The following is a 24096-nucleotide window of genomic DNA, read 5'->3' as shown; positions in this document are numbered from 1 at the left end:
TAATGCGCTGCGACAGGGGCTGTGTTATCTGCGGGCACGCACGCAATTGGCTTTCAACCACGCCTTGGGCGTGCAGCCGGTATGACTTCGGAAGGCCTTGTAGAACGCCGAGGTGGAGTTGAATCCGGCACTCACCGCAAGGGCCTCGATGGGCGCGTTTTCACCGTGATTGACGAGGCGCTCAAGCAGGTAGGCCAGCCGTGCTTGGGTCACGTAGCGATAGAAACTTTGTCCCAGCACTTGGTTCAGCAGGTAAGACAGCTGATTACGGCTGTACCCGGTAGCGCTGGCAATCCGTGCAAGATCCAGATCCGGGTCGAGGAAGGGCTGCTGGCGGGTAAAGTAATCGGCCAAGTCTCGCGCCATGAACGTCAGCTGGCGCGCCGAGAGACCCAGTTTACTGATGGCGGGGGCGTGGCGCCCAGTCTGGGGCTCGCTGTCGCGCACCAGCGAGGCATATTCGTTTATACGGAGGATCAGGCCATCACATACCGTGATGGCTTCACTGGTGCGAAAAACCACCCGCTCGCCACTGCCTTTCAGAGCCGTCTGGTACTGGATGAATGCGGTACAGCCATCTGCACGGATGCGGTCGTTGTGTTCAAGATACTCATCGGGATGACGCGGCAACGTGCTGGTGATGTAAGCGCGCAACTCGGTCAGACCCATGCTGCGGTTCTGGAAAAAATCGTTGTACTGCACTTGCGGGTGATAAATCGCGAGAATCGCCTCCAAGTCGCGGCGTTTCCACGCCATGTGGTAACGCAGCACCACTTCGAGGGTCAGCGCTGTCTGTTCGGCGGTATCTGGCGGAATGAGGAGCATGGTCTGACGGGCCTGATGACTGGACCGCACCAGTCTAGTGCTTGAACGGCTGAGTGAACAAATACAGGCAGGCCCGAGACTGTCAGATTTTTTGTGTGCGGGCCGGTAACGGCCTGCCGTTAGGCAGGCTGTGCTTTTACCGGGTCGGCCTGATAAATCGATCTCCGTACAGAATCGCAAATTGATTCATCGCACTCTTCCAGTTATGGGCTGCAGAGCCCCAGTTTGCAGTGATATTGCACAGCCCGAGCCAGATCAGTTTGGTTGCCGCATCGCCGGTCGGGAAGTGGCCGCGAGTCTTGATGAATTTTCGTAGCTGAGCATTGATGCTCTCGATAGCGTTGGTTGTGCAGACCACTTTTCGGATCGCTGGCGGGAAAAACGAAAAATGGAATCACTCGATCCCAGGCACGCCGCCAAGCCGCCACTACCGTCGGATATTGCTTGCCCCAGGCCCGGTTTCGAACGCATCCAGCGCTTGCTCAGCCGCTTCGGCGGTGACTGCTTGGTAGATCGGTTTAAGCGCCTTGGCCAGCCCAGGGCGCTTATCCCAAGCTGCGTACTCGAGGCTGTTGCGGATCAGGTGAACGATGCAAGTTTGCAGTGTTGTGGCTGGAAAGACCGCGCCAAGGGCTTCTGGCATGCCTTTAAGGCCATCTGTCACGGCAATCAGTACATCTTCAACACCGCGAGTTTTGAGGTCGTTGAAACCTTCATTCAGAACTTCGCGCCCTCGGTATTTTCGATCCATATGCCAAGAATCGCGCGCGTTCTGTCAGGCAAAACACCCAGCGCCAGATAAATCGCCTTGTTACGGACAAGGCCTTCTTCGCGATTTTGACCCGCAGCGCATCAAAAAAATGACCGGATACATGGGCTCAAGCGGTCGCTGTTGCCACGCACCAATTTCTTCCATGGCCTCGTCAGGGACCGAGCTGATGAAATCATGCGAAACCTCTGTGCCGTATTGCTCAGAGGGAAAAGCACGGATCTCACGCACCGTCATGCCTCGGGCATACATGGCGATGATCTTGTCATCGAGAAACTGCCATCCCGGTCGCGGGGAATATCCAGCCGCAGCGGGCCATCGCCGGTCAGTACGGTTCTTCCACTCTTGCCATCGCGCTGATTGGTCTCATCCTCTGGGCGCTGCGCGCCCGGAGGATAGCCCAAGTGATGGCCGAGTTTGGCGTTCAAGGCCCGTTCAATCAAGGCTTTCTTGAATACCGCTGAGGCGTCCTCGATAGCTTCCGCTGTCATCAACCCCTGGCCGAACTGCTCAAGCAGCTCTTTGGGATTTTGGGCAGGTCACGCAGGGGTTTCTTCTTGGTTGGCATACATGCACCTCTTACCCATGTTATGCCCGAACACAAAATTTCTGACACCCCCGCAGGCCCAGGCGTACCTGATTGAGCGAGCTGAGCCTCTAGCTGCCTGTAGCGCTGCCATATTTGCCGCCCAGCACCAACGCAACACCACCCAGCACAGCGACGGATGCCAACACCATCCTTACGCTCAGGCTTTCCCCCAGAAAAACGATACCAGCCAGCGAAGCCAGGATGGGTACGCTCAACTGCCATGTCGCTGCCTGAAACGAGGCAAGATGACGTACCGCGACGTACCAGGCCGCGTAACCGACGCCTGACGCCAGCGCTCCGGAAAGAACGGCATAAAGTATCCCCAGCGGATCCCAACGCAGCCCTAACAGAAACGGTAAGCTTGCAATCAGGACCAGTGGAATGGAGCGGATAAAATTGCCGGCAGTGGTCGCAAGAGGATCGGCGACACCCTTGCCGAGTAGTGAATAAACTCCCCAGGCCAGCCCCGATAGCAACATCGTGAGCGCACTCAGGGGATCGGGTGCTGCCGCGCCTGGAAGCAGCAGACTGACAAGGCCAATGAGCGCCAACACAAACCCAACGATCGCCAGCCCGTGCATCCGCTCGCCTTTGAACAAGCCGTACAGAACCATGCTCAGTTGAACCGCGCCAAACAACAGCAACGCCCCCGTCCCGGTCTCCAAATGATGGTATGCGAAAGAAAAAGCGAAGACGTAGATGAACAAGGCTGTGGCGCCTTTCCAACTGCCCTTGATGGAAGTCGTGGATCGCCTGACGACGCACATCAGCCATAGCACCAAGGCCCCGCTAACCAGCCGGACAACGCTGAAACTCGCAGCATCGACGTCGGTGTGCTTTAGCGCCAGGCGGCACAGCAGTGAGTTCGCGGCAAAGGCAATCATGGCGAAACAGATCATCACAATCAGCCTTGCCGAGGCTGATGGATTGGACGTTCGGGTGAAGTGTCTGCTCGTTGTCATGGTCGGTCCGAATGCCTTGGTAGGCTCCTAGAACTTTCGACGCCACCGCGCCCGTTGGAAACGTTCGACTATAGCGAGCTTATAAAGGCGCCTGTACCGATCGGTCAATACAATTTTTTTCCTACGACCATGGGATGAGCGTCTCTCGCATGTATCCTTCAGTGCGAGCCCATGGGTATGATTGACCCTCAACCGGTTGGAATTGACTCATGGGAAAAAAGAACGCCGTCGTCGCTGCCGAACCTGCTGAAACAAGCACCAAGGAACGGATCCTGAAAATCGCTGCACAGTTATTTTCAACGCGCGGGTTTCACGCGACCGGCATGGCTGAGTTGGAAAAAGCCACTGGCCTGGCTCGAGGCGCACTGTATTACCACATCGGCAGCAAGGAAGAATTGCTGTTCGAAATCACCAGCCGGTACCTGCGAGTGCTCATCGCAGAAGGCACGCCTCTGTGCGAGAGCGATTTGACTGCGGAAGATAAATTTCGCCATCTCTCGGCCATCGTGATGCGCACGATTGTCTCCCACCTGGCCGAAATGACGGTGTGTTTTCGCGAAGTGTATTCGGTCATTGGCGAGCGCCAGACCGAGTTGCTCGACCTGCACCGGCAATATGAAAAACTCTGGTCGCAGATCCTCAAGGCTGGCGTGAGCGAGGGGACCTTTCGCACATCCGACTCGTTGGCCGTGAAGGCTATCCTTGGTATTCATCACTACAGCTACTTGTGGATCAAGCCTGGAGGCCCTCGCTCCCCGGAATCCATCGCGACGTTTTTCTGTGACACCCTCCTGCCCGGACTGAAGGTTGAGCCGCGCCCCGCTTGACTGTCATCAACGGCGCTTCAGATGCGCCGCCTCCCTGGACCTCCTCCGCTTTTACGTTCCCTCGCCATGGTTGCCCTTGCGACTGGACCAGGCGTACTTTTCGTCCTACGCTGACCATAGACCGACCGATCGGTCTGTAGATGTACTGTTGCGTCGTTCCGACAAAAACAAGAGGGAAAAACAATGACAAAAAAGTCCATGATCCCCGCCAAGCAAGACATGCCTCAAACAGCTTTGGCTCGCAGGGATTTCCTGATTAAAAGCGGGGCCATTATCGGTACTGCTGCGTTTGCTCTGGGTGACAGCGACCTGGTCAACGGGGAGACGACCAACATCGCCCCGCCTGATCCGAGCCAGCTTCTTGAAGTCCCACAATGGACCCGCAGTCTTGGCGCTCCCACGGCAAGCCCTTATGGCAAACCTTCAACATTCGAAACCAAAGCGGTCAGGAATCTATATCCCGGCCTGAAGGACACGATGTCCGCCTACAGCACCTCGCCACTTCAGGAGTTGGACGGCATCATCACCCCGAACGGCCTTTTTTATGAGCGCCACCATGCGGGCGTCCCACAAATCGATCCGGCGCAACATCGGCTGGTGATTCACGGCCTCACCGAAACAGCCTTGATCTTTACCATGGACGAGATACGCCAATTCCCCGCCGTTTCTCGAGTGCACTTCATGGAGTGCTCGGGCAACCCATCGTTTCTCCCACCCTGGGGCAAAACCGCAGCAGAAGTCAGCGGCCTGGTGAGTTGCGCTGAATGGACAGGCGTTACTTTGAAAACCCTGCTGGATGAAGCCGGGCTTAAGCCTCAAGCCAAGTGGATCATCGCCGAAGGGGCCGATGGCGCGGCAATGACACGCAGTATTCCCATCGAGAAATGCCTCGACGATGTGCTGGTGGTCTACAGCCAGAACGGCGAGCGCCTGAGGCCGGAACAGGGCTACCCGCTTCGCCTGTTTGTCCCCGGGTACGAGGGCAATACCCACATCAAATGGCTGCGCCGACTCCACGTCACCGACGCGCCCGCCTACAGCCGGGAAGAAACCGCCAAATACACCGACTTGATGGCGGACGGCAAGGCTCGGAAGTTTTCCTTTGTCATGGAATGCAAATCGCTGGTGACCTACCCTTCCGGCACCCAGAAACTGACGCGCAAGGGCCTGCATGAGATGCGTGGCATTGCCTGGAGCGGCCACGGCAAAATCACCCGGGTCGATGTTTCCGTCGATGGCGGCGATAACTGGACACAAGCCAGGTTACAGGAGCCCATTCTGACCATGGCCCTTACCGTCTTCAGGGCGCCTTTCGAATGGAACGGCCAGGAATTGATGATCATGAGCCGCGCTATCGACGAGACCGGATACGTTCAGCCGATGCTGGACCAGTTGATCAATGAACGTGGCAAGGTCTCTTTCTACCACAACAATTCGGTGCAACCGTGGCGCGTGTCCAGCACTGGGGAGGTGACCAATGGACGGGCTTAAAGGTGGGTCGTTATTCATCGGTTTGCTTTGCGCCTTTGCGCTGACTCATGCCTCGGCACAATCCCGATACGGTTTGGGCACCAAGGCTACCGAAGCGCAGATCGCTAGCTGGAACATCGATGTAGCACCCGACGGCAAGGGCTTGCCTCCAGGACGCGCGACGGTGGCAGACGGGGAAAAGGTCTACATGAACAGCTGCGTCAGCTGTCATGGCGTGAAGCTTGAAGGCGGCATTGGTCCTGCATTGGCGGGGGGCAAAGGAACGCTGACGACTGACAAACCGCTCAAGACAGTCGGCAGCTATTGGCCTTATGCAACGACACTTTTCGACTACATCCGCAGAGCCATGCCCTTCCAGGCGCCACAGTCATTGTCCAACGAACAGGTCTATGCAGTGACCGGCTACATCCTGCACATGAACAAGCTGCTGGACGCCAACGCGACCGTGGAAGCGGCGACCTTGGCGGATGTAAAGATGCCGAATCGAGACGGTTTTTTTACCGATGACAGACCGGACAGCAAGGCTGTTGCGTGTATGTCGGACTGTTTAAAAGCCCACTGACGGATCAAAAAATGTAGAATCCGCTCGCCGGAAAACCGTTCCCTTCTCCACGAGCTTTGCTGATGAAGCTGGCCAGCCGCGAAAAATCGATGATTGCCTGGGTGCTGTATTTCAGCGTCCTGTTCGCGTCGTTGCTGTGCGCGATGGGCCATGGACAAATGGCCGGCTTGCGATTGAGCGGTCTGGACGGCGGACTGTTTTGCTCTACAGACGGCGGCGCGGTACTCGAAAGCCCGCACGACGTGCCCGCCCCTTCACTGCCCGTCGAAGCTGATTGCGTCATTGCCAGCCTGTTCGGCGCGATCCTGCTGGCAGCGTTTTTCGGGCTGCTCGCCCTGCTTGCCGGCGAGCCAGCCAGGCCCTTGCCCGCACAACCGACCCGCTGCTTACCCAGGCAGCGCTGGCCCCTGATCAATCCTCGCGCCTCCCCAGACCTGCTTCCCTCGCCTTGACATCATCACCACTTGCCGCTGCATGACGCGCGGTCGGTGTGTGCTCATCGAATTAAGACAGGAAGCTTTTCATGTTTCGCTTGACTACTTTGGCGCTGCTCGCGGGCAGCACCTGCGCGTGGGCGCAAGACACGACTCTGAACTTACCCGCCAGCTATATCAACGCCTCGGCCGACCAGCCGAAACCGGCCACCAGCCTGGACCTGGACACCCCCATCGAAAGCGGCTCGCGCCTGAACCTCAGTGCCCGGGAAAATCCCGCCTCTGTAAGCGTAGCCGATCGCAAGACAATGGAACGCATCGGTGCACGCAACTTTCAGGACGCGGCGAACGCCCTGCCCGGGGTGAACGCTTCCGCGCCACCCGGCTGGGGTGGCTATGTGTCGTACCGTGGTTTCAACGGTGCCCAGATCAGCCAGTTGTTCAACGGCATCAATCTGCAATACGGCGGCGCAGCACGTCCGGTCGGCGCCTGGATTTATGACCGGGTGGAATTGCTCGGCGGCCCCTCCTCGTTCCTCAACGGCAGCGGTGCCGTGGGCGGCAGCCTGAACGTGATAACCAAGCTTGCCAACCGCGACGAAGATACTTTCGAAGGCCGGATGAGTTACGGTCGCTACGACACCTGGGAAACCGCGGTCGGCTTCAATAGAGCGCTCAACAGTGGCGATGGCCCACGCCACTATGCGCGCCTCGACTACAGCCGCACCAACAGCAACGGTTACATCGACCGCCAGGAGAACGGTGCGGGCAACCTGGCCTTCTCGCTGCTCAGCGACATCAACGATCAACTCTCCCATACGCTGGCGATCGAATATCTGGAAGAGGAAGAAGACAGTCCTTACTGGGGCACACCGGTACTGCAACCAATGACCGGCAGATTGCACATCGACAAGCGCAACCGCTTCAACAACTACAACGTCAAGGATGGCCGCTATGAGCAGCGCACCCGCTGGATACGCTCGATCACCGACTACCATCTGGACGACAACACCCAGTTGCGCAATACCTTCTACCGTTACGACGGCCAGCGCGATTACCGCAACCTTGAGGTTTACCGCTACAACAGCGATAACAGCGCTATCGCCCGCTCCGGCGGTTACCGCCAAAGGCACGATCAGGAGGTCAACGGTGACCGTATCGAGCTGACTCACCAGGCTCAACTGTTCGGCCTGGCCAGCGATTGGGCTCTGGGCGTGGATTACAACACTAACCAGCAAACCAACTATCCATTGTCCAAAGGCGCCTTCGACACCATCGATCCAGATGGCTTCGAGCCGGGCCACTTCTCGGACATTCCGGGGATGGATGCACCGCGCACTAAAGGCCGCAGTACTTGGACCGACACCTCGTCGGCTTTCCTCGAGAACCGTACGCGTCTGACCGAGCGACTGGCGCTAATTACTGCGTTGCGCTATGACCATATCGACTTCGAGGTCATCGATCATGCGGCGCAGGCCAGGCTCGACAAACGTTGGGATGCAGTCACGGGTCGCCTGGGTCTGGTGTACGACCTGACGTCGAATGTCAGCCTTTATACCCAATACAGTACGTCAGCCGAGCCGCCGGGAGGTACGCTTACCGGCGCCTCCATTTCCCAAGTGGGCGACTTCGACTTGAGCACCGGCCGCCAAATCGAGGTGGGCAGCAAGTTCGATTTTCTTGAGGGTCGCGGCTCGGCCACTGCGGCGGCCTACCGCATCGTGCGCAAGAACATCTCCGTCCCCTCCTCTACGGTGCCCAATACCACCGAACAAGCGGGTCAGCAGACTTCGACCGGCATCGAGCTCGCGACTTCGTTCAAGATCACGCCCAAGCTATTGGCCGCGGGTAACTTCAGCTGGGTCAGGGCCGAGTACGACGAATTCAATGAAACCATCGCAGGCGTCGTTTACTCGCGCAAAGGCAAGAATCCGGTGAACATTCCAGACCGCGTAGCCAATCTCTGGTTGACCTATGACGTGGCTCCCGACTGGCAACTCGGGGCCGACGCACGTTACGTGTCGTCGGTCTACGCCAATACGGCCAATACGACGTGGGTGCCCTCGTACACCGTTTATGGTTTGTCCATGACTCACGACCTGGACAAACACATGCAGCTCAGCGCGCGTCTGCGTAACCTGAACGACGAGGTCTATGCTCGTTTCATTCACCAGAGCAACACCCAATATTACCTAGGAGAGCCGCGCAGCCTGGAAGTCGCTGTGCAGTGGAGCTACTGATAAGAAAGAACCCGTAGCGTTATGGAGGGGCCCGCTGGACTGACATCCCAGCGTCCCTTTCATGATTCAAGCAGCTGGTCGTTCCCCTTTGATAAGCTCGAAAACATCGCTTATAGAACGAGGTTCGCCAGACTGTTTTTTTTTTCGATCTCCTCAGGCTTCTACTGTTGCGGCCAATTGCTTACGAATGTCCATTCGGTCAAAGTGAGCGCGCTTTTCAATGATTTTTCCATCGGCAACGGTCAGGAGCATCATCAACGAAAATCGTACTCGGGCCCCTTTCGGCTCAATCCCTTCAAATATTCCGGTTTGCCGACCATCGAATATCATGTAAGCCGCAACCTGATCGCCCTCGGCGAGCAGTGATTCGATCTTAAAAGTGAATCCTTCGAAGGCATCGAAGTTTTTTTTCTCCGACTGGATGAATCCTGCTGCTCCAGGAATAGGCGTGTCTACTTGGGTATAAAAAACAAAGCTCTCATGGCAGCAACTCGCCGCTGCCGCGTAATCCTCAAGCTGAATAGCGGCATAAAATTTTCGCACCAGTTCTTTGTTTGCTTCGACCGACATTAACTTTCTCCTTGCTGAATGGTCGTTTGGGCTCGCTGAATCAGAGACTACAAGTCTCGCCGTCTTCGGGGATGAGCAAGCGATCAGTCATGCCCTTCTCCACGGAGAACTCACGAAGCTCTTTACGCGTCAGCACAGCATGGTTTACAGACTCCATATGGGTAGCGATAAGCGTCGCCTGAGGCGCTGCCTGAAAAACTTCGTAGACGTCCTGCTTACCCATGATGATGGAACCGAGCCCGATCACCTGGGCATCTCCGGCATTTAGAATGACGACTTCGGGCTGAAACTGCTGCAAGGCGTCCTGGACGTATTGATTCCAGATCGTGTCGCCAGCGAGATAGAGAGTTTTCTCGTCTGGATGACTGAACATTACCCCGCACACCTCGCCAAGAATTTCCCCCATAGCTGCCATTGCACCATCAGTGCCGTGTTGACCGAGAGTCTGCGCCAGCGACACTCCATTAAATAGCGCTCCTTTGATCAGTCGAACGTCGCCGAAACCCTGAGATAGGATCAACTCACGGTCCTCTTCATTCTGAACAAAAATCGGCAGTTGTTTGGGAACCAGGGCTTTAGCGGCCTCGTCCCAATGATCGGGGTGGGTATGGGTCACGATGACGGCGTCAACGTTCAAGATGTCTTCCATGGACACCGGCAATGCCACCGTAGGGTTGAACAAATGGCTATTAGCCGTCCCCTCAAACCCTGGATATGCCCCCTTCTTTGCAAGCAAAGGGTCGATCAGAAACCGAGTCCCTGCGTATTCAATAATCAACGTTGCGTTACGTATCTGCGTGACCTTCACGATATTCTCCTTGACTCAAGCTATGATTTGGACCGAACAGTCCAAAATGTATAAAGTTTTCGACTCTTACAAATCCAAATTCGACAGCAGCAGGTGCAGCGCACTTTCTAAATCTTGTTTCGTGTATCCAGCACGTGCCATGACCTGCAGTCCGGGAAAAGCCAGAACCAACAGACGGGCCAATTCTCGGGCATTCCGGTTACTACCCAATGACCCATCTTGTTGCCCTCGCTCAATCGCCCTCTCCAACGCCTCCTCAATGAGACGAAAGTCCTCCATGACCCTCTGACGGACATCAAGATCATGTGCCGCCATCTCTACAGCTTGATTGATGCTCATGCAGCCATGAGATTCACTTGGGTCATTAAGGTCAGCAAAAAGAGAACGGAAGAACGACTCGATAGACAGGCGTGCAGGGCCGTCCTGCAAGGCTCTATGCATGTCTTTAGCTCGCTCACGACGATAGGCGTCGAACGCCATAATAAATAACTCGCGCTTGCCGCCAAATGTTGCGTACAAACTGCTTTTGCTCAGCCCCGTGGCGCCGAGAAGGTCAGTTATTGAAGTTGCCTCATAACCTTTGCGCCAGAACACAACCATTGCCTTGTGTAAAGCTTCTTGCGTATTGAATGTCTGCGGTCTGGACATGTTCGATTCGAGCGCTCCGTTGCGTAAGCCGGATTGGACTGTATGGGAACTACTCTAACCGTTAAGGACCGATCGGTCCAGAATAACGTCAAACCACTGGTCGGTAAGCGACAGCTCATCAGTCAAGTGGCGTGTTTCAGCCTCAGTCGCATATGCAGTGACCGGTCTGCGCAAGCGATGATCGTTCCACCATACTGCGCTGAGCTGCCATCCCAAGTGGTAATCACTCCATCAGCGCCTTTTACTATCGGAATCAACGCTTGGATATCGTAAGGCTGCAGACTGGCTTCGATCACCACATCAACGAATCCCGATGCGAGCATGCAGTACGCATAACAATCTCCGCCAAAACGAACCAACTTCACCTGATCCGCTACCGCTTGAAAAGCGTCTCGACGAACTGCCGTGTCGAACAACTGCAATGTCGTGCACATCAACGTGGCCGAGGAAATTTCCGGGCATTGACGTGTTTTAACTTGTTTCCATTGAGCCAAGCGCCTTCAGGCGTGCCAACGTACCGCTCGCCAGTAAATGGCTGATTCATCACGCCGAGCACAGGACGCTGACCATCGTTTAGGGCTATTAGCGTCCCCCATAGTGGCAAGCCAGTGATAAACGATCGAGTCCCATCGATAGGATCAAGTACCCAACTCAGTTCACTGCGCCCCTGCAGCGAGCCTTCCTCCTCACCTAAAATTCCATGTGTGGAGTATTGATCCTGAATCAGTTCACGCATTGCTTGTTCGGCTTTACGATCAGCCAAGGTTACCGGACCTTAGACGCTACCCCCTTTGTGCTTTACATCCAACGTGCTTCGAAAGTACGGCTCAATAACCTCAGCGGAGACATCAGCTAAACGCTCAGCGAAATGCTGATACTCATTAATCAAACGCATGTCCAACACATCAGCCCTCCTTCCCGGGCGCGGGCGCTGTCTGGCCGCTGTCTTTCAAGGCCTTGGTCACTTCCGGCGGCATGTATTTTTCATCGTGCTTGGCCAGCACTTCGTCGGCCACCACCACGCCGTCGGCATTTAGCTTGCCCAAGGCGACAATGCCCTGCCCTTCGCGGAACAGGTCCGGCAGGATGCCGCGGTAGGTGATGGTCACGGTCTTGTTGAAGTCGGTGACGTTGAAGGTCACGTCCAGGGAATCCCCGGAGCGCACCAGCGAACCTTTCTCCACCATGCCGCCGGCACGGATGCGCGTGTCCTTCGGTGCTTCGCCGTTGGCGATCTGGGTCGGGGTGTAGAACAGGTTGATGTTCTGTTGCAGGGCACTCAGGGCCAGGCCGACCGCGGCGCCCACGCCCACCAGGATCGCAAGAATGATGACAAGACGTTTTTTGCGCAGCGGATTCACTGACCGTTCTCCCGGCGCAGACGACGCGCCTCCTGTTGCAGATACCGCCTGCGGGCCAGGACCGGCACCGCCACGTTGAGGACCAGCACGGCCAGGCAGATGCCATAGGCTGACCAGACATACAGGCCATGATGGCCCATGGCGAGGAACTCGCCGAATGAAGCGAAACTCATCGAGCGCTCTCCAGGCTGCTCTGCACTTCGGCCTTCACCCAACTGGCGCGGGCCTCGCGCTTGAGCACTTCCAGGCGCATGCGCAGCAGCAGCACCGCGCCGAAGAAACAGTAGAAACCCAGCGCCGTGAGCAGCAGCGGTAGCCACATCTCCACGGGCATTGCCGGTTTTTCGGTGATGGTGAAGGTCGCGCCCTGGTGCAGGGTGTTCCACCATTCAACCGAGTACTTGATGATCGGGATGTTGATCACCCCGACAATGGCCAGCACCGCGCAGGCATTGGCGGCACTGTCACGATTGCTGATGGCGTTGCCCAGCGCAATGAGACCGAAGTACAGGAACAGCAGGATCAGCATCGACGTCAGTCGGGCATCCCAGACCCACCACGAACCCCAGGTCGGCTTGCCCCAGATGGCCCCGGTGACCAGCGCCACGGCGGCCATCCAGGCGCCGATGGGCGCGGCGCATTGCAGGGCCACGTCGGCCAGTTTCATTTTCCACACCAGCCCGACCACGCCACACACCGCCAGCATCACGTAGATGGACTGGGCCAGCATCGCGGTGGGAACGTGGATGTAGATGATGCGGAAGCTGTTGCCTTGCTGGTAATCCGGTGGGGCGAAGGCCAGGCCCCAGACCACGCCGACGCCAATCAGCAGCAGTGCGAAGAGGCTCAACCAGGGCAACAGTCTGCCGCTGATGCCGTAGAACCACTTGGGTGAGCCGAGCTTATGAAACCAGGTCCAGTTCATTGCTGTTTCCATCACGGTTGCGGCCCAGGATTTGCGACCGCCGAATCTGCCCATGGAGCAGGCCTCGCTAGCTGTTCGTGTTCCCTTTAACCAAGAGTGTTTTACATTCTGGACGCTTCAGAAAATGAACGGTCAAACCAAAAATCAACCCCCAAAAAGGGGCGGAGAATCCACAAAAAGAGACCCCAGAAGCTGTAACGAGAAAAGTGAAAAGTCCTGCGTCGTGCTCTTTTGTCTCACCCAGGCTGCGCACCAATGCATCGCCGATCGCGCCATACAACGCCAAGCCTGCAAGTGCTGCGATCAACGCTCTAGGAAACGCCGCGAACAAGGAAACCAGCGTGGCACCTGCTATACCAAACAGCAGATAGGTGGCACTCCCGGAAAGAGCAGCGACATAGCGCCGCCGCGGATCCTCATGGGCCTCGAGGCCGGTACAAAGGCTTGCTGTAACTGCCGCGAGGTTCAGACCATGGCAAGCAAAGGGCGCCAACAGCATCGCGCCGATAGCACTGACACTGATAATGGGACTGGCAGGCGTGTTGAACCCTGCGTTGCGCAAAACTGCCATGCCTGGCATGAACTGGCCCGTCAGCGACACCACAACCAACGGCAACGCCAAATTCAAAATGACCGTTAAAGAAAACTGAGGAGCGATCCATTGAGGAGTGGCTAGGTCAAACACTAACACTTCGGTTCGCAAGTGCCCGCCAAACATCGTGACGGCGCCACCGACCAGCAAAACGGCCAACACGGCATAACGTGGCCAGACTCTACGCATTAGGATGTACGCAATAAACATCGACGAGACCAAGGCTGGCTGCTCCGGTAGCACCCGAAATACCTCGATGCCGAACGAAAAGAGAATGCCGGCTTGCATGCCCGCCGCGATCGAGCCCGGCAAGCGAGCGATGATTCGATCGAAAGCACCGCTAACGCCAATCAGCAGTAGGATGACATTAGCGACTATAAACGCACCCACCGCTTGATTGATGCTCATTTGCGGAAGCGCCGTAACGAGCAGCGCCGAACCGGGGATGGACCACGCAATCACGACCGGCACCCGATAATACAGGCTGAGCGAAGCCCCAATTACCGCACTGCCAATCGAGATCGCCCATATCCAGGATGAAAGAACTTCCTGTGAAAGGGACGCACTCTGTGCGGCATGAAAAACCAACACAAGCGGGCCGGCATAAGAAATCAACGTTGCAATGATCCCTGCCACCAGAGCTGATGGCGAAGCATCTCTGAGCACACTTTTCATGGCATTCGCAATTTATCGACGCAACAAGGAACGACTCATCAGAACGGGGGCCGTCCCGCTGGCCCCGTTCTGGTGAATTAATCATGCATTCTGGAGGGCTCGGGGGCGCTGACTGCGCTGCTCTGCAGTTGGATCAACAGCGTGTTGCAGCTGGAAGTTAAACTTGAGTTCAGCGTAGCGCCCCGAAACACCCCGTGCGCCATCCTCCTTGAACTCCACCTCTCCAACCAATCCATCGCGGGTGGCGTATGCAAAGTCATCCCAAAGGTACTTATCTCCTGAAAGATTGATCTGAGTAGTCAGATGCCTGTGTCCTGGAGCCGAAATGAAGAAGTGAACATGCGCCGGTCGCTGGCCGTGGCGACCGAGCCCGTCCAGGCATTCCTGGGTAGGGCCCTGCGGATCGCAACCATAGCCGGAGGGCACGATACTGCGCGCACGGTAGCGCCCCTGCGCATCTGTAATGATGCGACGACGCAAGTTGTACTCAGACTGGCTCTTATCGAAAAATGAATACGTGCCCTTGGTATTGGCGTGCCACAAATCTACCGTGGCGCCCGCCAGTGGATGACCCTGTGTATCAAACACTTGGCCTTCAAGGAACATCACGGTAGCTGGCCCCTCCTCGTTGCCGTCGTCCATACGGACTTCGCCTTCGCTTATGGGGGCACCAGCAACGTAAAGGGGGCCCTCGATGGTACGTGGCGTACCGCCCGTCAACCCTACCTGCGCATCCTTGGCGTCTTGCAGCAAATCCAGGAAGTGCTCAATACCTAGGCCTGCGACCAGCAACCCGGCCTCACTGCGCCCGCCCAAACGGTTGATATAGTCCACCGCTTTCCAGAACTCATCCTCGCTGATTTCAAGGTCTTCGATTATCCGCGCGGTATCGTTCAACACTCGTAGGATGATGCTTTTGAGGCGCGCGCTGCCCGCCGCATTTTTCAACCCAGCAGCATCCTCGAAGAACTTCTGAATCTCGGCGGTTTGCGAAATCTTCACGGTCATGGTGTTCACCTCATCTTGTTTTTTTAGAGTGATCGAATAGCAATTGCAGGAATCTCAACGGTCATCCGCATGGATGGACGAAGGGTGGCGACACAGCCCGTTGATCTCGATGCTCATGTAGGGAAAAAGCGGCAGCTGCATGAGGGTGTCGTGCAGCGCCTCGACGCTAGGTGCATCGAACACGCTGTAGTTGGCGTAGTGACCCGCGATGCGCCAGAGGTGGCGCCAAGTACCCTCGCGCTGCAGTCGCTGGGCCAGTTCTTTTTCGTCGGCTTTGAGTTGCGCTGCCCTGCTCGCATCCATATCGAGTGGGAGGTTCACGGTCATCTTGACGTGGAATAGCATGGTGCTCTCCTTATAGGGTTGCGGATTCAGGAACGGCGAAAATGAGCCAGGCGATCTTCATCCAATGCCAATCCCAGACCTGGCGTGGATGGAACAAGAAGCTGGAAATCACGATACTGTGGTCGCTCGACCACGATGTCTTCGGTCAATAACAGCGGACCAAACAACTCGGTGTCCCAGGTCAGATGCTTGAGCGTGACGAATGCATGAGCCGAAGCCAGGGTGCCGATTGCACCTTCCAGCATCGTCCCCCCGTACAGCGCGATGCCGGCCGCTTCGGCAATCTGTGCCGTACGCAGCACAGCGCGAGGGCCGCCATTTTTTGCGATTTTTAGCGCGAAGACGCTGGCTGCGCCATCCGCCGCCAGGCTGAACGCGTCTTCGACGCTTTCAATGGACTCATCGGCCATGATGGGTGCCGGGCTTCGCTGGTTCAGCCGAACCTGGCCTGATCGATTAACCCGCGAGATGGGTTGCTCGATCAGATCAATGCCGTTCTCGCCAAGCACCTGGCAGCCACGTATTGCCTGGGACTCGTCCCAATACTGGTTGACGTCGACCCTCACACTGGCACGATCGCCAAGGGCCTTTTTGATCGCAACGACATGCTTGAGATCCTGCTCCAGAGGATTGGCGCCGATCTTCAATTTGAAGATGCGATGACGGCGCAGCTCCAACATTTGCTCGGCCTCGGCAATGTCCCGGGCGGTATCGCCGCTGGCAAGCGTCCAGGCGACTTCCAGGCTGTCGCGTACCCGACCGCCAAGCAGCTCGCAGACGGCCATTCCAACGCGTTTGCCCTGGGCATCGAGTAGCGCGCTTTCGATGCCGGACTTGGCAAAAGTATTGCCCTTGGCAATCTTGTCGAGTTTTTGCATCGCGGCATTAATGTTGTCCGCTGCCATGCCTACCAGCGCGGGCGCCAAGTGAGCGTCGACATTGGCCTTGATACTCTCCGGGCTTTCATAGCCGTAGGACAAACCGCCGATGGTGGTGGCTTCGCCGATGCCTTCGATGCCGTCACTGCATTGAAGCCGCAGAATAACCAAGGTCTGCTTTTGCATCGTGTGCATGGCTAGCTTGTGCGGACGAATAGTCGGCAGGTCGACGATGATCGCCGACAGGCTGTGGATCAGTACTGGGCTCATGACAATCTTCCGATACGTGAACTGAGAGACACCTGGTTCCGCTCAAGGAACAAGGCAAGATTGGTTACGGTTTGGCGGCCATCAAAACGCTCGAATCGGCCACGTTTCTTTTGCCGACGAGGGTGAACAGCGCCATGGCTATCGCGGCAATGGCGCCTGGAACCGCGAACGCAACGAAATTCAATGGCAGCGGCAGGCCAATGCCCAGCAGTGCTCCCCCCAACAGCGGCCCCAGGATCGCGCCATTGCGACCGATACCCGATGCCCATCCAAGGCCAGTGGAGCGAATCGACATGCCGTAGAACTGGGCAGTGGCGGCGTACAGGAGAATTTGCGTACCGATGGTTGTCGCGCCGGCCACACTGATCAGCAGATACAACAATGCCGGCGAACTTTTGAATCCCAGAAGGCTGATGGACACGGCGGCCGTCAGGAAAAACATCACCGTCACTTTTCCAAGGTTGTAGCGGTCTCCCAGCCAGCCACCAAAGATCGCTCCGGCCATACCACCGAAATTCAGCGCCAACAGAAAGGTCAGGCTTGAACCTAAGCTGTAACCGGCATTTGCCATCAGCTTGGGCAGCCAGGAGCTAAGTGCATACACCATGAGCAAGCAGCAGAAAAATGCGACCCACAAACACAGGGTGCGGGACGCGCGCCGCTCACGAAACAACGCCAGCAGAATCACTCCGCGGCCCTTGTTGTCCGCCTGGCTCAACGTATCGCTATCGCTGGGAGCCGAAGCAGGGTCTACTTTGCTCAGAATGCGCCGCGCCTGCCCTTCCCTCCCGGCCCGAATCAGGAAACCGATCGACTCGGGTAAAAAAACCAAGATCATGGGCAGCAGCAAAAGGGGCACGGCTGCGGCGAAGAACATGGATTGCCACCCGAAAAGCGGAAGCATGTAAATTCCCACGCTAGCGGCAAGCACGCCTCCCAGCGAGTAGCCACTGAACATGACCGCAACCAAAGTGCTGCGAAGACGTCTCGGGGCGAATTCGCTCATCAATGCGACTGCGTTAGGCATCAGCCCCCCGCAGCCCAATCCGGCAAGAAACCGGCAAATGCCAAACTCTGTCGGATTGCTGACAAAACCGTTGATAAGGGTTGCCGAAGAAAACAACGTGAAGCAGATTGCGATGCTTTTCTTTCTTCCGATCCTGTCAGCCAGCGACCCAAACGCAAGCGCTCCGAACATCATGCCGAACAGTGCATAACTGCCCAGTGCGCCGGCCTGGATCGGCGTGAGTTGCCACTCGCGCATAATGGCCGGCAGCACAACGCCGAAGATGAACAGGTCGTATCCGTCAAATATCAAGAGCAGCGCGCAAAGCGTTACCACTCCCCAATGGAATCGGCTGAAGCGTGCATTGTCGATGAACTGATTAACGTCAATTACTCGCATGGCGTCGTTACTCTTGTTTTTATTTTGGGAACCACATCGGCGATGCAATCTGTCGCGCCTGATGCGACAGGTTTTCCTGGTCAGCCGAGGTCACCGCCACTGACTGGCAGCGTTACGCCGGTGATATAGGACGCGTCATCCGAGGCCAGGAACAGGATCGTGGCGACCTGTTCGTCGATCGTTCCGTAGCGCTTCATCAAACTGCTTTGAATCGTCTGGTCGACGATTTGCTGATACCAAACCTTCTCTTCTTCGGTTGGCTGCGCGGTGTTGCGGGGGATACGCCGCGGTGGCGCCTCGGTGCCCCCGGTCGCGATCGCATTGACCCGGATACCACGTTCGGCATTCTCGAACGCCAAGCAGGCGGTCAAGGCGTTAACGCCACCTTTGGCTGCGCCATAAGGAACACGGTTGACGCCCCGGGTCGCGATTGACGAGACGTTGACGATCACGCCGTGCCCTTGTTCGAGCATGTAGGGCAACGCCGCGTGACAGCACCAGAGGGTCGGAAACAACGAGCGACGCACTTCCGACTCGATTTGCGCGGCCTCGTAACGCTCGAACGGTTTGGTCCAGATAGTCCCGCCCACGTTGTTGATCAATATGTGCAGGCTGTCGAAAGCCTCGACGGCGGCTGCCATCACCGACATGCATTCGGTGTGCATTTCCAGATCGGCGACGAGGGTCAATACGTCGTCTTGTTTGAGCTCATGCACCAGCTCCGATCGATCAACCGCAACAACCCGCGCGCCCTCGGCCCGCAATTGCTCACACACGCTTCGACCAATGCCTTGAGCCGCGCCGGTTACCAAGGCAACCTTGTTTTCGAATCTGTTTTTCATGACAACCTCGAACGGAGTCTTTGCGTAACGATTCAGGCCGCGGCAGGCGCGAACTTTTCGAAATAGAAATTGGCAGGGTTAATCCCTTGCTCGCGGATGTAATGGTTGACCGCTTCGACCATCGGTGGCGGGCCGCACAAATAAACGTCTACCTCGCCCCCGTTGAGATGACAGGGCTCGATGTGCTGAGTGACATAGCCCTTGAACGGATAAGTACTTTCCGGATTGGCCACACAGGCGCGAAAACTGAAGTTGGGGATGCTCGCGGCGAAAGCTTCCAACCGATCCAACTCGACCAAATCGAAATCATTGGTGACGCCATAGATCAAGTGCACCGGATGCTCACTGCCCTGCTCCGCGATTTTTTCTAGCATGGCTGTGAATGGCGCCAGCCCGGTGCCGCCAGCGAGCAGCAGCAGTGGTCGCTTGATTTCACGCAGGTAGAAACTACCCAAGGGGCCGGCCAGGTTCATGCTATCGCCGGCCTTGGCCAGGCCGGTCAGGAAACTGCTCATCAGGCCGCCCGGTACGTTACGGATCAAGAAGCTGACCTCACCGTCTTTCTGCAACGAGCTGAAAGAATAGGCGCGTGTCTGTTCGCTACCGGGTACTTGCAAGTTGACGTATTGGCCCGGCAGGAACGCCAGCTTGTTTAGGCCATCGCCCTTGATCGATAGCGCGATGGTGCTTTGAGACAGTTGTCGCACATCGCTGATTGATGCCTGGAAACTCGCCTGTTCGATCTTGCAGACTTGCGAAGCTGCGGGCACCCGCACGACGCAATCGCTCTGAGCGCGCATCTGGCACGTCAGCACGTAACCTTGGGTAAGCTCGTCTTCGCTCAGGGCATCTTCGATGAAGTTGTCACCCATGTCGTAACGCCCGGCCTCGGCGAAACATTTGCAGGTGCCGCACGCGCCGTCACGGCAGTCCAGCGGGATGTTGATGCCTTGGCGATACGCCGCATCAGCGACGGTTTCGTGCCCCTGGGCCTCAATGAAGCGGGTGATCCCGTCTTCGAAATTTAATGCGATCTGGAAACTCATGTTGCACCTCACTCACAGCGTCGAGCCGACACTTGGATGCGTCGACAGCGCTCGCCGCAGCCTGATCAGATGTGATAAATGTCGATGACTTGGCGGACGTAATCGTTTTTCAGCACGACTTTCTTCGCCTTGATAAGCGGCTGGTCGCCGCGCAGGTCGAGGGTGTAGAAACTGCTGCCGAAAAAGCTGTCCGTTACCTGGTAGCGAAAGCTCAGGGTGTGCCAGTTAAAACGCACCAGGCACTGGCCTTCGGTCTGCTCGACAATTTCAATATTGCTCAGGTTGTGAGAGGTACGCGTGTCCGGAGTGGACGCACTGGAGCGCTCGGTCTTGATGCGAAACACACGATCTTCCAGACCGCCACGGTTGCCGTACCAGATCAGCGATATTTCACTTTGCGGATCTTCGGTCAGCGTGTCATTGTCGTCCCAGGCCGGCATCCAGAACGTGGCATCAACGGCGTACAGCTCCAGCCATTGATCCCATTGGGCATCGTCCAGGTAGCGAGCTTCGCGATAGAGAAAGTCACGCACAACGTCATAAGTACTCATTGCACGGCCTCCACCGGAATCAATGGCTGCTCGGCGGATGCGGCCTTGAGCATGGTTTCTTGCCAATATTTGTGTTGCAGGACAAACAGGCCCTCGTCTTCAGTGCGCTTGCCGGAGAGCAGCGGCTTGAGGCCGATTTCCTGTGCGGCAGTGTCTGCGCCCTCGACCCAATGTTCTGCACCACGGGACATGTCGTTCCATCCACGCCCAGCACCGTAGCCAGTTTGGCAGGAGCGGAACTCTTCCAAATCATCCGGCGTGGCCATACCGCTGACGTTGAAGAAGTCTTCGTATTGGCGTATGCGCTTGGCGCGCGCCTCGGCGCTTTCGCCTTTGGGGGCGATGCAGTAAATGGTGATTTCAGTCTTATCGACCGAGATGGGCCGAGCGATGCGAATCTGCGAACTGAACTGGTCCATCAAATACACGTTCGGGTACAGACAGAGGTTGCGGGAGTTTTCGATCATCCAATCGGCCCGGGCCTGTCCGAAGTCACGTGCCAACTCATCACGACGCTCGTATGCAGGTCGATCCTCGGGGTTGGCCCAACGCGTCCAGAGCAACAAATGGCCGTGGTCAAAGGAGTAGAAACCACCGCCGTTTTTTGCCCAGCTACCGGCACTCATGGTTTTGATTTCTTCGCCCGACTCACGTTGCTTGCGCTGGTTCTGCGTGGCTGCGTAGTTCCAGTGCACAGAGCTCACGTGGTAGCCGTCGGCGCCGTTTTCGGCGGTCAGCTTCCAGTTGCCTTCGTAGATATAGGAACTGGATCCGCGCAGCACCTCCAACCCTTCCGGCGATTGGTCCACGATCATGTCGATGATTTTCGATGATTCGCCCAGATGCTCCGCCAAAGGTTTTACGTCGGCATTGAGGCTGCCAAACAGGAAGCCACGATAGGACTCGAAACGAGCAACTTTTGTGAGGTCATGGGAACCCTCGCAATTGAAGCTTTCGGGGTATCCGGCCTCGCTCGGATCCTTGACCTTGAGCAGTTTGCCGCTGTTGTTGAACGTCCAGCCGTGAAATGGGCAGGTGTAGCTGGAACGATTGCCGGACTTGTGTCGGCAGAGCATGGCGCCGCGGTGGCTACAGGCGTTGAGAAAGGCATTGAGCACACCGTCCTTGTTGCGCGCGATGAAAATCGGCTGGCGCCCCATGGTGGTGGTCAAGAAGTCGTTGTTGTTGGGAAGCTGGCTTTCGTGGGCAAGGTAAATCCAGTTGCCTTCGAAGATGTGCGTCATCTCCAGTTCGAACAGACGTGGATCGGTGAACATCTCCCGTTTGCAACGGTAGATGCCCTTCTCCTTGTCTTCTTCAAGCAGGGCATTCAGGTAATCGTTTCCCAGGGACATGGCCAGGGCCTCCATTGTTATTGTTCAGGCCCGGTCAGATTAGGCAGACAATTCAGGAGGAAATATCCGATTTCCGCAGATCGCTATCCATTTTGCGCAGCCGTCACGCAGGATCGATCAGCGGCACCGGCGCGCCAGGATGGCGCGTTCAGACGCGTGATTTGAGGGTTTGCGAAGGAAGCTCGCCGAACTGCGAACGGTAAAGCTCAGAGAAGCGGCCCAAGTGAAGAAAGCCGTAGTCCAGCGCCACTTCAGTCAGGCTACGGACCGGGCAACTCGGGTCGCTCAGGCAAGCTTGAATGCGTTCCAATTTGCGCTGGCGAATGTACTGCAAGGGTGTGATACCCAAGTGGCGCTCGAACAGCACGTACAAGGACCTGGTGCTCATACTGACCTGTTGTGCCAAGTGCTCGGCGTTCAAGTCCTGTTTCAGATTTCGGTCTATGTAATCGAGAATGCGATCGAAGCTGGCCGATTGTGATCCTGCGCCTTCGCGGCTGACGTTGGTCGTCATGAGCGACAGCAGCTTGCTGCCAATTATCTGGGCGTAATGCTCTTGTACCCGCATGATCGGAGTACTGGCCTCGGACTCCTGGCAAATCATCGCCAGTAAGCCAAGAAACCCTTCCAACTCATCCAGCTGATAGTGGTTACGCAGAAAACGTATGCCCGTCGCGGGCCGCAACCATCGCAGCTCATCACATATCGATTCAAGCAACTGAACGGGCAACTTAACAATGAATTTCTCGCAGTCCTGGGAGTACGTCAGGTCGACAGGATCGTCTGGATTGATCAGCAGCAATTCGCCCGGGAGCAGGTAGTGTTCATGCTTATAGCCTCGCCACAAACAATTGCCGCTAAGCAACACCTGAAGGTGGTAGACGCTTTCCAGCGCAGGCGACGTGACACGCACGCTTCCGCCGTAGCTGATGCGGCACAGATCGAGACCGGCGAATTTTCGATGGTTCAGGCTGGCCTGGGGGTGGGTGGTTCGAGAGAGACCGATGCGATGGGATCCAACGTGCAAGTTCACGTAGTCGGACACCGCGTAAGGATCCGCATCCCGAAAAATGCTACTGCGCTCACTGAGCAGATGGCTATCCATCGCACCGGCACTCGAAGTTGCAATTATTAGAGTCATTACGCCCACCCGAAGTGAAACCTGCGCCTGGCGTGATGTAAATGTCTCCAGGCTTGACGGCGCGTCGGCAATCACACGCCCCCTTTGGACTGACGATCAAGCATCCCGCAATCCGAGTGTACACGCACTTGATCATCAGACTTTGAACTGTGCCATCAACTGCTGCTGATGATTGGCCAGATGGTTCAAGGACTGACTGATCTGAGCGGATCTCTTAGATTGATCAGACAGCGACTCGGTAACATCGCGAATCGATGCCACATTTCGATTCACCTCCTCCGCAACCGCACTCTGCTCCTCGGCTGCGCTGGCGATCTGCAGGTTCATGTCATTGATGATCGAAACTGCGCCGCTTATACGCTGCAGTGCCGTCACAGCTTGCATAACCTGCCCTGCACTCCCCTGGGCCTGATGGTGACTATTGTTCATCGCGTTGACCACCTCACTCGTACCGCGCTGCAACGTCTCGATCACCAGACGGACCTCTTCGACTGAGTCCTGGGTTCGCTTTGCCAACCCTCTCACTTCGTCGGCCACAACCGCGAATCCACGACCAGCATCACCCGCCCGCGCGGCCTCGATGGCCGCGTTCAGCGCCAACAGATTGGTTTGCTCGGCGATCGCTCGTATGACATCCAGCACCGAACCAATCTTGCCGCTGCTGGCTGCCAAGCCTTCGACCTCTCTTACCGCAAGACTCATGTCTTTGGCCAAGCCATCAATCAAATGCGTAGTTTGTTGTATCACCGCCAGGCCATCCGAGGTCGCCTGCTCCGCACCACGAGCCGCTTGCGCAGCCTGGGCCGCGCTATTGGCCACATCATGGGCCGTTGCACTCATTTCCTGCGACGCTGTGGCCACCTGTTCGATTTCCCTGAACTGGTGCTCCATCCCTGTACTGGTTTGCTCGGACAGTGTCGCTGACTGATCAGCAGTTGTGCGGGCGTCATGTACCGACGCCTTGACGTCTCGGATTA

Annotated in this window: 25 protein-coding genes and 3 pseudogenes; 5 read left to right on the top strand and 23 right to left on the bottom strand. The window is 56.7% G+C overall.

Translation table 11 applies throughout. From position 1 onward, the window contains the following. Positions 1-24: 24 nt before the first annotated feature. The 5 genes and pseudogenes from ACLEJR_RS00560 to ACLEJR_RS00540 all read right to left on the bottom strand — a co-directional run bounded on the left by ACLEJR_RS00560 (position 25) and on the right by ACLEJR_RS00540 (position 3082). Positions 25-825 (bottom strand): helix-turn-helix domain-containing protein, encoded by an 801-nt coding sequence (locus ACLEJR_RS00560; RefSeq protein ID WP_047738987.1) that lies wholly within the window; start codon positions 823-825, stop codon positions 25-27. Between the two features lie 136 nt (positions 826-961). Continuing rightward, positions 962-1489: pseudogene (locus ACLEJR_RS00555) on the bottom strand (transposase). Positions 1490-1542: 53 nt separating this feature from the next. Further along, positions 1543-1608, bottom strand: coding sequence for a hypothetical protein (locus tag ACLEJR_RS00550; RefSeq protein WP_267886035.1), 66 nt, complete (start codon positions 1606-1608; stop codon positions 1543-1545). 28 nt (positions 1609-1636) lie between these two features. After that, positions 1637-2085, bottom strand: a pseudogene (locus ACLEJR_RS00545) (transposase). A gap of 166 nt (positions 2086-2251) precedes the next feature. Further along, complete coding sequence (locus tag ACLEJR_RS00540; RefSeq protein WP_234407909.1) at positions 2252-3082, bottom strand: DMT family transporter; 831 nt, start codon at positions 3080-3082, stop codon at positions 2252-2254. A 272-nt stretch (positions 3083-3354) separates the two neighbouring features. Between ACLEJR_RS00540 and ACLEJR_RS00535 the strand changes: the two genes are divergently transcribed. The 5 genes from ACLEJR_RS00535 (at position 3355) to ACLEJR_RS00515 (ending at position 8699) form a co-directional block, all read left to right on the top strand. Beyond that, positions 3355-3972, top strand: a complete 618-nt coding sequence (locus ACLEJR_RS00535) for a TetR/AcrR family transcriptional regulator (protein WP_047738989.1) — start codon at positions 3355-3357, stop codon at positions 3970-3972. 183 nt (positions 3973-4155) lie between these two features. Further along, positions 4156-5463, top strand: a complete 1308-nt coding sequence (gene soxC / locus ACLEJR_RS00530; protein WP_047738990.1) for a sulfite dehydrogenase — start codon at positions 4156-4158, stop codon at positions 5461-5463. Beyond that, positions 5450-6025: a c-type cytochrome gene (locus tag ACLEJR_RS00525; protein WP_047738991.1), complete on the top strand. Its 576-nt coding sequence runs from the start codon at positions 5450-5452 to the stop codon at positions 6023-6025. The genes soxC and ACLEJR_RS00525 overlap by 14 nt, the downstream gene beginning before the upstream one ends. Before the next feature lie 62 nt (positions 6026-6087). Next, complete coding sequence (locus ACLEJR_RS00520) at positions 6088-6477, top strand: DUF2946 family protein (RefSeq protein WP_047738992.1); 390 nt, start codon at positions 6088-6090, stop codon at positions 6475-6477. Between the two features lie 71 nt (positions 6478-6548). Further along, entirely contained in the window at positions 6549-8699 is a 2151-nt protein-coding gene (locus tag ACLEJR_RS00515; RefSeq protein WP_047738993.1) for a TonB-dependent receptor, read from the top strand. A 153-nt stretch (positions 8700-8852) separates the two neighbouring features. Here ACLEJR_RS00515 and ACLEJR_RS00510 read toward each other — a convergent pair whose 3' ends face one another. The 18 genes and pseudogenes from ACLEJR_RS00510 to ACLEJR_RS00425 all read right to left on the bottom strand — a co-directional run bounded on the left by ACLEJR_RS00510 (position 8853) and on the right by ACLEJR_RS00425 (position 24010). Continuing rightward, complete coding sequence (locus ACLEJR_RS00510; protein ID WP_047738994.1) at positions 8853-9269, bottom strand: ester cyclase; 417 nt, start codon at positions 9267-9269, stop codon at positions 8853-8855. Positions 9270-9309: 40 nt separating this feature from the next. After that, the gene (locus tag ACLEJR_RS00505; protein WP_047738995.1) at positions 9310-10077 is read right to left on the bottom strand and encodes an MBL fold metallo-hydrolase; all 768 of its coding nucleotides are present in this window, start codon (positions 10075-10077) and stop codon (positions 9310-9312) included. 66 nt (positions 10078-10143) lie between these two features. Further along, positions 10144-10725: a TetR/AcrR family transcriptional regulator gene (locus ACLEJR_RS00500; RefSeq protein ID WP_047738996.1), complete on the bottom strand. Its 582-nt coding sequence runs from the start codon at positions 10723-10725 to the stop codon at positions 10144-10146. 122 nt (positions 10726-10847) lie between these two features. Then, a pseudogene (hisN, locus tag ACLEJR_RS00495) lies at positions 10848-11620 on the bottom strand (histidinol-phosphatase). 10 nt (positions 11621-11630) lie between these two features. Further along, complete coding sequence (ccmE, locus tag ACLEJR_RS00490; RefSeq protein ID WP_047738997.1) at positions 11631-12086, bottom strand: cytochrome c maturation protein CcmE; 456 nt, start codon at positions 12084-12086, stop codon at positions 11631-11633. Further along, positions 12083-12259, bottom strand: a complete 177-nt coding sequence (ccmD, locus tag ACLEJR_RS00485) for a heme exporter protein CcmD (RefSeq protein ID WP_047738998.1) — start codon at positions 12257-12259, stop codon at positions 12083-12085. The genes ccmE and ccmD overlap by 4 nt, the downstream gene beginning before the upstream one ends. Continuing rightward, entirely contained in the window at positions 12256-13011 is a 756-nt protein-coding gene (locus tag ACLEJR_RS00480) for a heme ABC transporter permease (RefSeq protein ID WP_047738999.1), read from the bottom strand. The genes ccmD and ACLEJR_RS00480 overlap by 4 nt, the downstream gene beginning before the upstream one ends. Before the next feature lie 67 nt (positions 13012-13078). Continuing rightward, on the bottom strand, positions 13079-14278 hold the full coding sequence (locus ACLEJR_RS00475) for a benzoate/H(+) symporter BenE family transporter (protein ID WP_047739000.1): 1200 nt from the start codon (positions 14276-14278) through the stop codon (positions 13079-13081). An 81-nt stretch (positions 14279-14359) separates the two neighbouring features. After that, entirely contained in the window at positions 14360-15286 is a 927-nt protein-coding gene (gene catA / locus ACLEJR_RS00470) for a catechol 1,2-dioxygenase (protein WP_047739001.1), read from the bottom strand. Positions 15287-15340: 54 nt separating this feature from the next. Then, entirely contained in the window at positions 15341-15631 is a 291-nt protein-coding gene (gene catC / locus ACLEJR_RS00465) for a muconolactone Delta-isomerase (RefSeq protein WP_047739002.1), read from the bottom strand. A gap of 26 nt (positions 15632-15657) precedes the next feature. Beyond that, positions 15658-16779: a muconate cycloisomerase family protein gene (locus tag ACLEJR_RS00460; RefSeq protein WP_047739003.1), complete on the bottom strand. Its 1122-nt coding sequence runs from the start codon at positions 16777-16779 to the stop codon at positions 15658-15660. 64 nt (positions 16780-16843) lie between these two features. Continuing rightward, positions 16844-18184 (bottom strand): MFS transporter, encoded by a 1341-nt coding sequence (locus ACLEJR_RS00455; RefSeq protein ID WP_047739004.1) that lies wholly within the window; start codon positions 18182-18184, stop codon positions 16844-16846. Between the two features lie 80 nt (positions 18185-18264). After that, a complete protein-coding gene (locus ACLEJR_RS00450) occupies positions 18265-19026 on the bottom strand; it encodes a 1,6-dihydroxycyclohexa-2,4-diene-1-carboxylate dehydrogenase (RefSeq protein ID WP_047739005.1) in 762 nt (253 codons plus the stop codon). A 32-nt stretch (positions 19027-19058) separates the two neighbouring features. Further along, positions 19059-20072, bottom strand: a complete 1014-nt coding sequence (gene benC, locus ACLEJR_RS00445) for a benzoate 1,2-dioxygenase electron transfer component BenC (protein WP_047739006.1) — start codon at positions 20070-20072, stop codon at positions 19059-19061. 65 nt (positions 20073-20137) lie between these two features. Next, a complete protein-coding gene (gene benB / locus ACLEJR_RS00440) occupies positions 20138-20623 on the bottom strand; it encodes a benzoate 1,2-dioxygenase small subunit (protein ID WP_047739007.1) in 486 nt (161 codons plus the stop codon). Then, positions 20620-21978: a benzoate 1,2-dioxygenase large subunit gene (gene benA / locus ACLEJR_RS00435; protein WP_047739591.1), complete on the bottom strand. Its 1359-nt coding sequence runs from the start codon at positions 21976-21978 to the stop codon at positions 20620-20622. Before benA ends, benB begins: the two co-directional genes overlap by 4 nt. A gap of 148 nt (positions 21979-22126) precedes the next feature. Then, positions 22127-23083 (bottom strand): AraC family transcriptional regulator, encoded by a 957-nt coding sequence (locus tag ACLEJR_RS00430; RefSeq protein ID WP_047739008.1) that lies wholly within the window; start codon positions 23081-23083, stop codon positions 22127-22129. A 171-nt stretch (positions 23084-23254) separates the two neighbouring features. After that, positions 23255-24010 carry a methyl-accepting chemotaxis protein gene (locus tag ACLEJR_RS00425; protein WP_369811666.1) on the bottom strand — a complete coding sequence of 252 codons (756 nt, stop codon included), beginning with the start codon at positions 24008-24010 and terminating at the stop codon, positions 23255-23257. Positions 24011-24096 lie beyond the last annotated feature (86 nt).

It is taken from the genome of Pseudomonas sp. SMN5 (genome assembly GCF_052041925.1).
Taxonomy (GTDB): Bacteria; Pseudomonadota; Gammaproteobacteria; order Pseudomonadales; family Pseudomonadaceae; genus Aquipseudomonas.
This window is presented reverse-complemented; position numbering and strand designations above follow the sequence as displayed.